Annotated in this window: 11 protein-coding genes; all 11 read left to right on the forward strand. The window is 36.6% G+C overall.

Features of this window, described 5'->3' with window-relative positions:
* Positions 1-234: 234 nt before the first annotated feature.
* The 11 genes from BUC45_RS05120 (at position 235) to BUC45_RS05170 (ending at position 15,975) form a co-directional block, all read left to right on the forward strand.
* Entirely contained in the window at positions 235-1,617 is a 1,383-nt protein-coding gene (locus BUC45_RS05120; RefSeq protein WP_296970794.1) for a glycine--tRNA ligase, read from the forward strand.
* Between the two features lie 439 nt (positions 1,618-2,056).
* Complete coding sequence (locus tag BUC45_RS05125; protein WP_296970795.1) at positions 2,057-3,079, forward strand: LacI family DNA-binding transcriptional regulator; 1,023 nt, start codon at positions 2,057-2,059, stop codon at positions 3,077-3,079.
* A 797-nt stretch (positions 3,080-3,876) separates the two neighbouring features.
* A complete protein-coding gene (locus BUC45_RS05130; protein WP_366749757.1) occupies positions 3,877-4,857 on the forward strand; it encodes a sugar ABC transporter substrate-binding protein in 981 nt (326 codons plus the stop codon).
* Positions 4,858-4,920: 63 nt separating this feature from the next.
* On the forward strand, positions 4,921-6,420 hold the full coding sequence (locus BUC45_RS05135; RefSeq protein ID WP_013777761.1) for a sugar ABC transporter ATP-binding protein: 1,500 nt from the start codon (positions 4,921-4,923) through the stop codon (positions 6,418-6,420).
* Between the two features lie 5 nt (positions 6,421-6,425).
* Positions 6,426-7,430 (forward strand): ABC transporter permease, encoded by a 1,005-nt coding sequence (locus BUC45_RS05140; RefSeq protein WP_013777762.1) that lies wholly within the window; start codon positions 6,426-6,428, stop codon positions 7,428-7,430.
* Positions 7,431-7,510: 80 nt separating this feature from the next.
* Complete coding sequence (gene iolM / locus BUC45_RS05145) at positions 7,511-8,695, forward strand: scyllo-inosose 3-dehydrogenase (protein ID WP_366749759.1); 1,185 nt, start codon at positions 7,511-7,513, stop codon at positions 8,693-8,695.
* Positions 8,696-8,791: 96 nt separating this feature from the next.
* Positions 8,792-9,913, forward strand: a complete 1,122-nt coding sequence (iolN, locus tag BUC45_RS05150) for a 3-dehydro-scyllo-inosose hydrolase (protein WP_296970798.1) — start codon at positions 8,792-8,794, stop codon at positions 9,911-9,913.
* Positions 9,914-10,041: 128 nt separating this feature from the next.
* Complete coding sequence (iolG, locus tag BUC45_RS05155; protein WP_296970799.1) at positions 10,042-11,049, forward strand: inositol 2-dehydrogenase; 1,008 nt, start codon at positions 10,042-10,044, stop codon at positions 11,047-11,049.
* An 11-nt stretch (positions 11,050-11,060) separates the two neighbouring features.
* On the forward strand, positions 11,061-11,867 hold the full coding sequence (locus tag BUC45_RS05160) for a sugar phosphate isomerase/epimerase family protein (protein ID WP_296970800.1): 807 nt from the start codon (positions 11,061-11,063) through the stop codon (positions 11,865-11,867).
* 213 nt (positions 11,868-12,080) lie between these two features.
* Positions 12,081-14,795: a LysM peptidoglycan-binding domain-containing protein gene (locus tag BUC45_RS05165; RefSeq protein ID WP_296970801.1), complete on the forward strand. Its 2,715-nt coding sequence runs from the start codon at positions 12,081-12,083 to the stop codon at positions 14,793-14,795.
* A gap of 115 nt (positions 14,796-14,910) precedes the next feature.
* Positions 14,911-15,975, forward strand: coding sequence for an endonuclease/exonuclease/phosphatase family protein (locus tag BUC45_RS05170; protein ID WP_296970802.1), 1,065 nt, complete (start codon positions 14,911-14,913; stop codon positions 15,973-15,975).
* Positions 15,976-16,114: the final 139 nt, after the last annotated feature.

Raw genomic sequence — 16,114 nt, forward strand, 5'->3', positions numbered from 1 at the left:
AATCTTTTTTCCCTGCTTGAAGCGAACGGAGGACAGTGTGAGCTCCGTAGCATAAAAAAGATTTGGGAACAGAAGTCAGAAATGAAATCAACCTTATATTGAGTTCCAGAAAAGTGGCAGGATAATACCTGCAACTAGGGTGGAACCGTCCTTGAATAAAAGGACCCCTAGACCATCAATGATGGTTTAGGGGTTTTTGGTATTTTTGAATAGCAAAAGGAGGAAAGAATTATCATGTCAGAAAATGTTGAAAAAAGTATGAACAAAATAGTTTCATTGTGCAAACGAAGAGGCTTCATATTTCAAGGCTCTGAGATATACGGAGGCCTGGCTAATACATGGGATTACGGGCCTTTAGGTATAGAGCTTAAAAGGAATGTAAAGGATTACTGGTGGAAAAAGGTAGTCCATGAAAGGGACGATGTGGTAGGTCTTGACAGTGCAATTTTGATGCATCCTAAGGTTTGGGAGGCTTCAGGCCATGTGGCAGGCTTTAATGATGCCTTAATCGATTGCAAGCAGTGTAAATCCAGGTTCCGTGCCGACCACCTGATTGAGGACTCCTTGAATATACATGTGGAGGGTAAAAGTGTACAGGAACTTACAGAAATAATCCATGATAATAAAATTAAATGCCCCACTTGTGGTAGTGTTGCATGGACCGAAGCCAGAGTATTCAACCTGATGTTTAAAACCTATCAGGGCGTTACCGAAGATTCCAGCTCAATAGTTTATCTCCGCCCTGAAACGGCCCAAGGAATATTCGTTAATTTCAAAAATGTGTTGGATTCATGCCGTATGAAGTTACCATTCGGAATTGCTCAAATTGGAAAATCTTTTAGAAACGAGATAACTCCCGGCAACTTTACCTTCAGAACTCGTGAATTTGAACAGATGGAGCTAGAGTTTTTTGTAAAACCCGGCGATGATCAAGAATGGTTTGAATACTGGCGGCAGTTTATGGTGGATTTTTTTGTATCATTAGGAGTAAAAAAGGAAAACTTACGATTAAGAGACCATTCGCCCGAAGAACTTTCTCACTACTCAAAAAGTACTACAGATTTAGAGTATAAATTTCCATTTGGATGGGGCGAGCTATGGGGTGTTGCTAACCGAACCGATTATGACCTTTCTCGCCATATGGAATATTCGGGTAAATCACTTACCTATTTTGATCCAAAAGAAAACAAACAAATTGTGCCATATGTAGTAGAACCATCTTTAGGTGCTGACAGAGCAATATTAGCTGTTTTATGTGATGCATACGATGAAGAGGAGGTTCAAGGCGATACTCGTGTAGTATTGCATCTAAAACCAGAGATTGCACCTATAAAATGTGCTGTTTTACCACTTTCCAAAAAAGAACCACTGGAAGAACTGGCATGTAAAGTATACCATGACCTTAAAAAATATTACCACATGGAATATGACAACACAGGCAGTATAGGCAAACGCTACCGCCGCCAAGACGAAATCGGAACTCCCTTTGCCATTACCATAGACTTTGACAGCTTGGAAGATAATAAAGTCACCATAAGGGATAGAGATACTATGCAGCAGGATAGGATAGAAATCAATCAAGTAAGAGATTATCTCAAGGAGAAACTCGGGTTTTAATTACAGCATATTTTTTTAAGATAGAAGGCTGCTATTGGAGATAAAAATCCTGTAGCAGCCTTCTATTTAGAATTTTGGGTGTTCTTATAGAAGGATTTTTATAAATTAACATAGAATTATTGATTCCATTGTAAAAAGTCAGTTTTGCTGTAAAAATATCCGTATGTTGTTTTTTGTATAAAGAAAGTATGCTATATATCGAAATTAAATTAAAGAATGAAGGTTTCTGCACAAAAATCGTTATTGAAATAAGTCGCGTGAAACCAAAATGTTTAATAAATTTTCTTGCAAATACAAAAGAAAGCGGTTACAATCTATAGTAAAGAAATGATATAAAGTGACTTCAAGGTATTGGAACTTAAAAATTACGAGATACATTACAATAAGTAGCATCTATAACAAAATGCAACTAAAGTTTTTTTATGGAGTGGTGATTCTAATGTCTGTAACTATATATGATGTAGCAAAAAAAGCTGGAGTTTCAATAGCTACCGTATCAAGAGTTTTGAATAAAAGCAGTGCTGTTTCGGATAGAACTCGGCGGCAAGTAGAAGAGGCTATCGAAGAATTAAACTATGCACCGAACTTTATAGCATCGGCATTAACAAAAAAATCAACTTTAACTTTGGGTCTTTTAATTCCTGACATCACAAACCCCTTTTTTTCTGAGTTAGCCAGGGGAGTTGAGGATGCCAGTAATGATTTTGGATTTAATATTATAATATGCAATACAGATTATAGTCTTGAAAAAGAAGCCACATATATAAGTCTTTTAAAACAAAAAAGTGTTGATGGATTTATCATTTCAACAGCATATTATAATGACAAGAATATCATTGAACTGCTAAAAGATAACGTGCCATTGGTACTTTTAGGAAGAGATATCGACTGTTCCGAAGAATATCCCATGGATGCAGTAGTATCCGATAATATTAAAGGTGGGTATATTGCTACGAAACATTTGATAGATTTAGGCCATGAAAAAATTGCATGCCTTTTGGGACCGGCAAAGATAAAAGTTAACTTAGAAAGAGAAAAGGGATACCTAAAAGCTATGAAAGAAGCAAAGCTTAAAGTTTATAAAGAAATACTAACACATGGAGATTTCAAACTTGAATTTGGATATAAAGAAGCACTTAGAATATTTAAGGGTTCGATTAGACCCACTGCATTTGTTACCGGCAATGACCTTACAGCTCTTGGCGTAATGAGAGCACTAAAGACAATTGGTCTTTCTGTGCCACGAGATGTATCGGTTGTTGGGTATGATAACATAATCTTGGCAGAAATGTCAGACCCGCCGCTAACTACCGTTAATCAACAGATGCAGAAAATGGGTTATTTAGCAACAGAGCTTCTTATAAAAAGAATAAAAGGTGAGAGAAATGCAGGCAAAAAAGTTGTTTTAGATATTAATCTTGTAGTTCGAAAATCGACAAGCAAAGTGCCTTCGACAAATTAGAATACTAAATTTAAGATATTAAAATCTGACGATGAGGATTTTTTAAAGGCTACCTGTTTTATGCTTTATAAACATAGTATACGGCAGCCTTTTTTAATTAAATAATTAAATGAATTAACAAAAAATAAAATATAGCAACTTAAATCATAAAAAATTAATTAAATTATTTTTTTCAAAAAGAAGGACAAATCAATTTTATGTAGAATAAAATAAATATAAGTACCTAATTTTTAATTTTGTTATTTAAAATGTAAGGGCTTACAAATAATTATACTATTAGGGGATGTCTTAACTATTCTAAAACAAAGCAATAAAAACAAAAATTTATCAGAACATAATAGACGTTATATTTTTATACAAAATCGTAACCGCTTACAATAATCTTAATAATTTTTTTTTACAAGTATCAAGTAATGAAATACTTTAAGTTCGATAGCAATATGTCAAGTCTTAAGATTACAAACTAAATGAACTTACAGGTTCATTTCGCAAAAAGCTTGTTATCCAAAAACATTAGCATTAGAAAAATAAGCTAACTACATACCTGATTCGTAGTATCACATTGATTAAAAAATCCGTTTTCAAGTTTAACCATTAAATTCAAAACATTTTAAACTATTTTTATAGAGCTTCAATGGATTAGCCGTTCAGCATGATAATACGGTGTGGCCAAAAAATATAACTGGCCGTAATGAATAATCATAAGAGGAGGGATTGTAGAGGATTATAGTGCCAAGGATGCAAACTTTACTAAAAAATTAATAGGGGGAATCAAATTGAAAACAAAGCGGTTTAAAATGTTAAGTTTGATAGTCGGGATTACGCTAATTTTTTTACTTATTTCTGGATGCGGCCAGCAGCAAGAATCTCAGCCTAGTGACAGTGAGCAGGTACCACAACAAGAAGCAGAAGAACCCATAAAAATCGGAGTTGTTGTCAAAGCATTAAACAGTGATTTTTGGAAAACAGTAGAAGCTGGAGCAAAAGCTGCGGGAAAGGATTTAGGTATAGAAGTCGAAGTTTTGGGACCATCGGCAGAAACTGCTGTATCAGAGCAAATAGATATGATTGAAGACCAGATTACCAAGCGAGTATCTGCTTTAGCTGTGGCGCCTTCACAACCAGCATCGGCAATTCCTGTATTTGACCAAGCTAAAGCTGCCGGAATACCTGTTGTGCTAATAGATACAGATGCTCAATGGGATGACAAAGTTAGCTTTGTGGGAACAGGAAACTACAATGGAGGTAAGCAAGCAGGAGAATTTATAGCAGAAAAATTAGGTAAGGGTGGAAAAGTTGTAATACTTAGAGGAGCTGTAGGGGATCCAACTCATGATGAAAGATCAAATGGTGCCATTGAAGTTTTAAAGGAGAAGGGATTGGAAGTAATCGATATTCAACCGGCAAATAGTGAAAGAGGCTTGGGAATGACTGTAATGGAAAATATGCTTCAGGTTCACTCGGATATCCAAGGGATGTTTGCCACCAATGATGAGATGGCTTTAGGTGCCCTCAGAGCGATTCAAGCCGCGGGTAAAGAAATAATAACTGTTGGTTTTGATGGTTCGCCTGACGCATTAAAATCTATTGAAGAAGGAGAATTAACTGCATCTGTTGCACAAAATTCTTTCAATATTGGTTATCAAGGTGTTGTTGCAGCAGTAAAAGCTGTGAGAGGAGAAGCAGTTGATAAAAGGATAGACACTGGGACCAAAATTATTTCAAAAGACAACGTAAAAGAAGAACAACAAAAACTAAAAGAAATTTTAGGTCAATAGGCTAATAATAGCATTGATTCCAGGGAGCTTTTTAAGCTCCCTGGAATAAAGGGGCGATTAAAAGTGACAAAGAAACCTTATCTTAAAATGAAGGGCATCTCAAAGCAATTTCCGGGTGTGATAGCACTTGATTCGGTAAATTTTGAAGTTGCTAAAGGCGAGGTTCATGGTCTTGTAGGCGAAAATGGTGCTGGAAAATCAACTCTGATAAAGATATTGACCGGAGCTTATGAAAAAGATGAGGGTCAAATTTATATAGACAATAAAGAGATACATATATCAAATCCTAAACAGGCGATCGACATGGGAATTGTCGCTATATATCAAGAATTGAATTTAAGTCCGCATTTTTCAGCTGCAGAGAATATTTTTCTTGGGCAAGAAATAAAAATGGGGAATGTTATTAATTTTATTGATTGGAAAGCAACAAAAAGAGAAGCGATGCGTCTTTTAAATGAATTGGGTCAGGATTTAGATATTAATATACCCGTAAAGCAATTAGGTATAGGTCAGCAGCAAATGGTAGAAATAGCTAAGGCATTATCAAAAAATGCTAATATTATTATAATGGATGAACCAACCTCAAGCTTAAGTCTAAATGAAACTGAAGAATTATTGAAAGCTATTGATAGATTAAGGGGAAAAGGAATTTCTGTCATATTTATATCGCATAGACTGGAAGAAGTTTTTGAAATATGTGACAGGATTACAGTCATGAGGGATGGCAAGAAAATAGTGACAGTAGAAGCTAGGGAAACTAATAAAGATGAGATTATAAAGTATATGGTAGGCAGAAGCTTAGAGCAGCAATATCCCAAAAAACCAACTAGGCGGGGTGCTGAGGCGTTAAGAGTAGAGAACCTTAAACGAGCGGGCATTTTTGATGATATAAGCTTTGTTGCATATAGTGGTGAGATTTTAGGTATTTCAGGACTTGTAGGCGCAGGTAGAACTGAAATCGCTAGAAGTATTTTTGGTGCTGATATAAGAGATAAGGGTGATATTTATGTTTATGGGAAAAAGTGTAATATTTTATCTCCTAGAGATGCAATGAAGGAAGGAATAGCTCTTTTGACTGAAGACAGGAAAGGACAAGGCTTAATTTTACAACAAGATATAGTAACCAATATTACACTGCCTAGTTTGCCAAGATTCAAGGAAAAATTTTTTATTGATTTAAAAAAACTATTCCTCGCATCAAAAAGTTTATCAGAAGAATTAGATATAAAAACGCCGTCACTATACAAAAAAGTAATGGAATTAAGCGGTGGAAATCAGCAGAAGGTGGTAATTGCAAAATGGCTTTGTTATAATGCAAGAATTTTTATTTTTGACGAACCAACGAGGGGCATTGATGTAGGTGCGAAAGTTGAAGTATATAACATAATGAATGAGCTAGTATCTAATGGCGCATGCGTTATAATGATATCTTCTGAACTTCCTGAAATTTTAGGTATGAGTGATAGGATTATTGTATTACATGAAGGAAGAATAACAGGTGAATTTTCTCGAGAGAATGCCAATCAAGAAATAATCATGAAAGCTGCAACTGGAGGTGTGTAAGAATTATGAAAGTTGAGTCTAAAGCAGAAAAAAATGTAGTTCAAGAAAATCAGCAACAAAGCGAAAAAGTTACAAGTTTTTTTTCGCAAATAGGATCAATGGCTGGGCTAATCGTTCTATTCATATTTTTATCAATTGCCACCCCACACTTTTTTGAGGTAAAAAACCTCATGAACATTGCAAGACAATCAGCTATTAATAGCCTTGTGGCAGTGGGAATGCTTATGGCTATACTAACTGCAGGAATTGACCTTTCAGTAGGGTCAATCTTAGCATTATCTACTGTCGTGATGGGCATCCTAGTTGTGAAGTTAAACATGAGTCCGATTATTGGTATTTTAGCCTGTTTAGCCATGGGATCTTTATTGGGCATTATAAATGGTTTGTTACTTACAAAACTGCACCTTCCTCACCCATTTATATCAACGCTTGGAATGCAAAACATATGTAGGGGTCTAGCATTAATAGCAACCAAAGCATCTCCTATTTCAGGATTTCCTCCAATTATTCAGTATTTGGGCTCTGCTTTTTTAGGACCAGTGCCTGTTAGCTTTATATTAGTTATTGTTATTTATGTGGTTTTTCATATATTTTTAACCCGTACTGCCACCGGCAGACATATATATGCAGTTGGAGGTAATAAGGAAGCTGCAAGATTATCAGGTATCAACGTAGATGCAATACTGATAACTGTATATACACTTAGTGGTCTTATGGCAGCTATGGGAGGTTTGATATTAACTGGAAGAGTCAATGCCGCATATCCACTAGCGGGTTTAGCATATGAAACAGATGCTATTGCCGCTGTGATTATTGGAGGAGCAAGTTTTATGGGTGGCGTTGGAACTGTGTGGGGAACATTAATTGGTGCTATGATAATGGCGGTCTTGAGAAATGGCCTCAATCTTTTAGGCGTTTCTGCAGAATGGCAAACTGTTGCCATCGGAGCTGTTATTATTGGTGCGGTTTATGTTGACGTTATAAGAAGAAGAGCACAAGTTAAAAGTTAAACAGTAAAAACAGTATTTTATAATTCTTTGTAATACATTAAGTCAATAAATTATAGAAGGGAGTCTTTATAATGTCAAAAATGAAAGCGGTTACACTATTTGCAGATTGGGACCCGCGTCCCGAATTTAAATTAGGGCCTAAGGATATTGAAGGGAAGCAGACCTATTTAGGGAGTAAAGTATGGAGAAACCCACGTATAGAAATTGTAGAGCACGACATACCAAAGCCACAAAAAGGAGAAGTTCTAATAGAAGTTAAAGCATGTGGAATCTGTGGAAGCGATGTCCATATGGCTCAGCCAGATGAAGATGGCTACATATTCTATCCCGGCCTTACAGGATTTCCTGCCATCTTAGGCCATGAACTTTCCGGAGTAGTAGTAGAAGTAGGCCCTGATGCAATTGACAAAAGGACAAATAAACCCTACAAAGGTGGCGAACTAGTAACAGCCGAAGAGATGATGTGGTGCGGCCAGTGCCAACCCTGTGCCGACGGGTGGCCCAACCACTGCGAAAGATTAGATGAGATAGGCTTTAATGTAAACGGAGCATTTGCCAAGTACATTGTCTTACCGGCTAAACTCCTGTGGAGCTTAGAACCCTTGAAAGCACAATACAAAGAAGAAGACATCTTCCTTGCCGGAAGCCTCGTAGAACCCACATCTGTAGCATATAATGCCGTAATTGAGCGCGGAGGGGGAATAAGACCCGGCGACAACGTAGTAATATGCGGCGGGGGGCCTATAGGTCTTGCAGCATGTGCCATACTCAAAAGACATGGAGCAGCCAAAGTAATTCTTTCAGAACCCTCTGCCGGCCGTGCTGAGCTTGGCAAAAAATTAGGGGCTGATTACGTAATTGACCCGACAAAAGTAGACTTTACTGAGGAAGTATTAAGACTTACAGACGGCTATGGAGCAAGTCTATATCTTGAAGCTACAGGATTACCTACTGCAGTGTATCCCGGAATAGAAAAAGCAATATGGGAAGGCAGGACATTAAATTCGACCATAGTGGTAGTTGCAAGAGCTGATGCCAAGATGCCTGTTACCGGTGAAGTACTACAAGTAAGAAGAGCAAGAATCATCGGGGCACAGGGTCATTCCGGTCATGGTACCTTCCCCAGAGTTATAGAATGTATGGCAAGTGGAATGGATATGACACCTATGATTACCAAGAAAATAAGCTTAAAAGAAGTGCCGGAAAACATCATTATGTTAAGAACAGATAGGAAAGAGTGCAAAATAACCTGTGTAATGGACTAACAAATATTTTAACAAATAAAAAAGCTGCTGTGAGGCGAACACAAGAGTACCTTGTCCCATAGCAAAAACATCAAATCAAGGAAGAGGAGATATACTATGGAAAAACCAAAGGAGAAAAAGTGGATATTAACAGATAATCCGGCCATAAAGTTTGAAGACAATACCGTAGGAAGGCTAAAAAAACAAATATGGGATGCAAGTGAAGAAGAGATAGATGCCATACTAAAAGAATATGATATCCCATCGGAACCGGAACTAGGTAAAGCAGGCACATACATTCAAAATACTCCGAGAGTAAAAGTTATTGAAAAGCGCAGCAAAAATGATATAGTATTTGTACCCATAGGATGTACAGAAAACCATGGCATGCATGCTAATTCTGGTCTTGACACATTCATGGTCACACAAATTCTAGAAGGTGTCCGCCGATACACTGCAAAACAGGGAAGAGAAGTAAGCCTTGCTTTCCCGCCGCTAAACTACGGCGGCCATCCATACCACCACCTTGGCATGCCTGGTACAGTTATCATGCCAAAAGAAGTAGTAGAAGAAACCATCATATATATGATGTTAGGACTGTGGAATGACGGCTTTAGGAAAATAATCTTAGTAAATAATCATGGACATCTATGGATGCTAGAATCAGCTATACAAGAATTCATGAAGAGATTCCAACTTCCGGGAATATTCCAGGTATTAGACTGGCATAGGGCCGTTAGAGAGTTTTTCTATCCTACAGACAGAGAAGACAGCCTAGAGACACACTTTGTCCACGCAGACGAAGCCGAGACTTCAGTAGGACTATTGCTTTTCCCTGACATGATTGACATGAGTGTAGTAGAGGATGCCGAAGGTGAATCATTCCTTCCAGATGGCCACTTTGATAAATCAGTAGACCCCTTTGGAAGACCCCATCGCTGGTCTGAAGGCGAAGGTCATGCTGCCATAGAACGGGCTGCTACACCTCAGGGAGTTGTAGGCAAACCAAGCATAGCCTCAGTTAAAAAGGCAAAACGTCCTATCGCTGCAATACTAAAATACTTGACTCTAGTACATGACCAGATTCTAGATGCCTTCCCGGCGGGAACAGTGCCACCGGTAGAAAAAATTACATTGCGAACCGAAAAAGAGATGGAGCCGTTTTTGAAAGAACCCTTCAGCGAAGGTTGGAAATCTGTTTATGAACTGCCGCCTATAGGAGTATTCTATAAATTATAAACATTTTGCTTAAACGAGGCAGCGACATAATAAACAATAAACCTCCTGTATACCATCCTGTAAAGAAATAAATATCTTTACAGGATGGTCTCATAAAATAAAAATACTAAATGGAGGAGATGTAAACCGTGAAAAAAATTAAAGTAGGATTAATTGGAGCAGGAAGAATAGGAAGATTTCACGCCGAAACTATCAAAGCTAATGTAGACTTTGTAGAGATTAAATCTGTTGCAGATATATTTGCTGAAAATATCAAAGATTGGGCAGAAAATCTTGGGATAAAAAATGTCTATAAAGACGCAAACGATATATTAGAAGACAAGGAAATAGATGCGGTTCTCATATGCTCATCAACCGATACACACTCTCAATTAATTATAGATTCGGCAAAAGCAGGTAAACATATTTTTTGTGAAAAGCCCATTGACTTTGACTTAAGTAGAATACATAAAGCCCTAGATGAGGTAGAAAAAGCAAATGTTAAATTACAAATAGGCTTTCAACGAAGATTCGATCCCAGCTTTAAACGAGCACATGATATTATAAGAGCGGGCAAAATAGGCGAACCTCACATATTAAAAATTACTTCACGTGACCCCAGTCCACCACCAATAGAATATATTAAAGTATCTGGTGGCATCTTTTTAGATATGACTATACATGACTTTGACATGGCAAGATTTTTAATTGGAAGTGAAGTTGTAGAAGTATTTGCTACCGGAGAAGTAAGAGTTGATCCGGAAATCAAAAAAGCAGGAGACATTGATACTGCCATTGTTACGCTAAAATTTTTAGACGGCACCATAGGCGTCATAGATAATAGTAGAAAGGCCGTTTACGGCTATGATCAAAGAGTAGAAGTATTTGGCTCTAAAGGGAGCATAGCCGTGAATAATGACCATTTAACAAATACTGTATTAAGCAATGAAGACGGAATTATAAGCCACAATCCCAAGAACTTTTTCATGGATAGATACAAAGATGCATACATAGCTGAAATCAAGGCCTTTTGCGACAGCATATTAAATAATACCAAGCCTCTTGTAACAGGCAAAGACGGCCTTGAACCGGTAATTATCGGCCTTGCTGCAAAAAAATCACTTGCTGAAGGAAAACCGATAAAAATAGAAAGATAGGTGTTTATAAAATGAAGCTCAGCATTACCATAGCAAAAGAAGCGGCTAAGAATGCACCGATTGTTTTAAGGGGCAGCTATACTGAAAACATTAAAAAGGCAGCAAAAATGGGATATGATGCGGTAGAAATTCATGTAAATGACCCAAATACATTGGATATTGGGGAGATACAAAAGGCTTGCGAAGAAAACAATATTGTAGTTTCTACTATCGGTACAGGTATGGGCTATGGAATGGACGGGTTAAGCTTTACAGATCCGGACGGCACTGTTCGAGACAGGGCTGTAAAGAGGATATTCAATCATATTTGCGCTGCTAAAGAACTTGATGCAAAAGTAATAATAGGTTCAATGAGAGGTACAATTGCCGATACAAATGACCGTAAAAAATATGAAGAATATGCACTTAAATGCTTTGACAAGATTATGAACTCTGCAGAAAAAAATAACGTAATTATACTAAATGAAGCAATAAATCGATATGAAACCAACTTCATTAATAATATTGAAGAAAGCCTTGAGTTTATTGAGAAAATAAATTCACCATATCTCAAGCTGCACCTAGATACATTTCATATGAATATAGAAGAACAGGATATGTTAAAAGGTATATTAAAAGCAGGAAAATCCTTAGGCCATTTCCATTTTGCCGACAGCGACAGGTGGTACCCTAGCCATGGCCATATAGACTTTAAAAGTATTATTAAAGCACTAAAGGACATAAGCTATGATGACTACATAGCCTTTGAATGTCTGCCGCTCCCTACACCTGATGAAGCTGCGGAAAAGGGTCTAAAGCACATAAAAATATTTATATAACACATGAATGAGGCTGGCACTTTTATAAAATCACATAAAAACATCCAGCCTTACTATCTTCTTTTTAAAGTCAAAAAAACTTTCAACTGACTACTGAGTTTTAATCTGAGCAGGTCTCAAATTAACAGACAAATGGGAGGTGTCATAATTATTTAAAAATATATAAAAAATTTTAGCATAATAAAAATATTAGTAAAAGGATGGTGCAACATAATGAAAAAGAGGATAGTATCTCTGTTTGTAGTTTTTGTAATACTACTTAGTATGTTTAATGGGATTGTATTTGCACAGGAGTCTAACCAAATCATGACAATACATGAAAATTTGTTACATCCTAGGAGAGGCCATAGTAATACGGTTATTGGCGATGTAATGTGGATAACAGGCGGCAGGGCTTATTACTCGCATTTTCTGGGATGGGGACAGGATGGCATTAAAGAATTCCAAGACTTTCCAAACATAGAATGGATAAATTTAAAGACAGGAGAAAAAGGTTATACCAATGTAAGTACAGGTAAAGACTATTACAAATCTACGGCCTTTACTACAAGTGATGACAGCCCCTACATATATATAGCTGCAAAAAACAGAATGCTAAAATTTAATACTGAAACATTGGAAATCATACCAATGGAAGATATAGGAGTACTTGGAAACTGGAACACTGGATCTTGGGGCAGAATGGTAATTAACGGAAAAGAATATACAGTTATTTTGGGTGAAGATGGCCTTGTATCCATTTTCGATCCCAATGTTGAGAAATTTATTCGTCTAGACAGTATAGATTATGAAGTGCCTGCAGCAGCTTTAGTTGATTATGGATACTCTGGCGTTGTAATAGATAACAAATTCTATATATTTGGTGGAGGGCCATCTATTGCCGATAAAATCGATGAAGATGAAGAAGGCGCAGCCAGTACTATGGCATGGGTTTTTGACCCAAATGCTCCTAAAGATTCTCAATGGAAAAGAATAGGTGATCTTCCGGCTCCAACTGACTCACCTTGGGTAGCAACTGTCCGAGGTAAGGCATATATAATCGGTGGAAGAAACATGGGTGAATTTCTTCCGACAGTATATGAGTACACTCCTGAAACCAATACTTACATAAGGAAAAGTGACTTGCCTTTTGGCACACAAAAGCATGCGGTTGCATCTTATGGTGATAGTATTTGGATTACTTATGGCTATACATGGGGTACAGAAGAAGAAAATAAGTTTGGTTTTAGAATGCATCATCCTTATGTAGTAGAATATAAACCACTGCTTGATGATGTAATAATGCAGCCAGGCCAGATGAAGTCTATTAAAGGAGATAAGATGAATATCAATTTAACATGGCCTGACCCAGATAAGGTTACTGGTAAGAACCAAACAATTTCAGTTAATTGGCTTGCTAATACTTCGTCTACTGAAGGAACAGTTTATCTTAGGGAAAAAGATAAAGGTGATTTCAAACAAATAAGTGAAAAACCTGTTTACTTTTCTATGGGAACCTTAGAGGCTCATGCTTATAACGTAGTTTTAGAGAATTTAAAACCTGATACTTGGTATGAGTATTACATCGAAAGCAAAGGTCCCAATCCTATAAAGTCAGAAACATATACAATAAAAACAAATCCTGAGCACCACAACGAATTTACATTTTTTGTATATGGAGATTCTAAGGCTCAATATGATGTCTTCAATGATTTAAATGCTGATATATTAAAAACCCTTGATAAAAATGCTAAGGAAGGTGCTCCCGGTTTTGCAGCATTTACAGGTGATTATGGTGGAAATGGTGCGTTTATTGAGTATGATGCATGGTTTAATTATGGTGTAGACGGAAAGTCAAACAGTAAAGAATTATTAGCTCAGTACCCTATGATTCATGTACATGGCAATCACGAACGGTTAGCACCTACATGGTGGAACATGTTTAATTTTCCCGTGAAAGCAATAGAAGACTGGCCCGATCTTAATAACAAAGGATATGAAGAGTACTGGTTTTCTTATAATTATGGCAATGTTCATATCATAGCACTTATGACTGGTTTTCCAAATCAAGAATTTCATTATAAGCAGTTAGAGTGGTTAAGAAATGATCTAGAAAGAGCCAAAACAGCAAAAAAATCTGGAGAAATTGATTGGGTCGTAGTGTTGCTTCATCATTCAATATACACTACAAGCACAGGTCATATGCACGATGTCTTGGAAGGTGCAGGCTTAATGCGAGAAGGCGATGTAGTAGATACAATAGATAATTCAAGAGTAGTCGATGTTGTATTTACTGCACATGATCACAATTACGAGCGCACGAAAAATATAAGGGGCTACCGTTCTAAAATAGTAGGGGATTTACAAGAAGCTAAATATTATAAACTTGATAATGCATATGCAGAAGAAAGTTCAGGCAGATTCGGAGAAGCAACGGCAGGTAATGGAACGATTTTTATTACTAGTGCAGGAGCTGGAGCACAAAATAGGGACTTGTATCCCATATCTGAGGTTGGGGATAGTTCTTGGCTTGCATTTAGAAAAAATGATCCAGATAGAGGTGAAAGCGCATCAACTCACCCGGTGCATCATTATATGAAAATCGATGTGACACCTGATTGTTTACATATACAGGCCATAGAAAAAGACTCAGGACATCTTGCTGGATGGGAAGGAGCAGATGATGGATTCAGCGGCCTGTTAGATTCTGTTATTATAAAAAAACCATCTTCGGAGAAAACCTCAGCTATTTCTGAAGCAGGAATAAAACCAGATATAACTTATAAAAACGTTCCCAAAACCACAGAATACATTGTACAAACCGGTGATGTATTATGGAAGATAGCAGAAAAGTTCGGCACAACTTGGCAAAAACTTCAAGAACTAAATAAGCTAGCAAATCCACATTTAATTTATCCAGGTCAAAAATTACTTGTACCTAAAAATTAAATTATAAATCCTTAATCATATAAATAGATTCACTAAAGGCATGTGTTTCCTTATACAAAAATACTGCAAAAAACGCACATGCCTTTTGATTAATAATATTCGAATGGAGGAACTTATGATTAAGTTAAATAAACAAAAGATTAATGAAGCCATAGAGATAGCAGATAACAGTTCAGGTTTTGAAGCATTGGCTACTTTGCCAGAAATGGATATGTTGGAAATAGTAAACAATTATGAAAGTCCTAGTTTATTTAAAAATACCTTAAAAATAGTTTTGTTTAATATCGAAAGAGGAACATATTTAAATGAAATTATTGTTTATATGAAGCATCATCCTGCACTTAGAGATGCAGATATTATTTTCTTTAATGAATTAGACTATGGATTGTTACGTACAGGAAATAAAAACATATCAGCAGAAATTGCAAAAGAACTTTGCATGAATTATATTTTCGGTATTGAATTTATGGAGTTAACAACTAATGGTGAAAAAGGCAAAAATCAAGAAGCGTTTCACGGAAATGCTATTATGTCCCGTTTTAAGCCTTACGATCCTATAATTTTAAGACTGCCACTATTATATGATTGGTATCGAGATGAACAGAAGAGATTTGGAACGCGAATTGCCATCTTTGCCAAAATTCTTGTTGGAGACAATGAAATAGGGCTTATTTGTACTCATCTTGAAAATCGAACACCTCCTGAGGGCAGAAAGGTGCAGATGAAAACTATCCTTGAAGAAGCTGAGAAAAGATTTGACAATATTCCTATTGTTATTGCAGGTGATATGAATACAAATACTTTTGACGGTTCTAAAGCGTCAGAAGCCATGAGAATGTATGAAGCATTTAAAGCAGAGCCAGATAGGATTAAAGCACCTGAAAAATATGAACCACTTTTAGAATTGGTTGAAAGCTACGGATATGATTATAGGGCTTCGAATGTACCGGGTAAAATAACAAGAAGAAAACCTATAGCAGGTAAAGGAATCTTAGAAATGAACTTAGACTGGTTCTTCACGAAAGGCATAAGCTGTCTTGAGTCTACAGTAGTTAACACAATTTTTACTCGAGCAGAACTCTCGGGTGTTAAGAATATGGAAGAAAGCGAAGGAATAGAAATCTCAGATCATAATGCAATTTGCGGGAAATTCATAATTGATTCCACTGTAAAAAGTTAATGTCGACCTAGAAATGTCAACACATATTACTCCTGAAAGTATTTTTGGTTCTATAATAAATGTTGGGGTGGAAAATAATTTACCCTAACATTTATTTTTTCTAAAAATAAAATGCACTCGTGAAATAAACCTGCTAAAA

Origin of the sequence: Tepidanaerobacter sp. EBM-38, from assembly GCA_001896545.1 — a bacterium.
Lineage (GTDB): Bacteria > Bacillota > Thermosediminibacteria > Thermosediminibacterales > Tepidanaerobacteraceae > Tepidanaerobacter.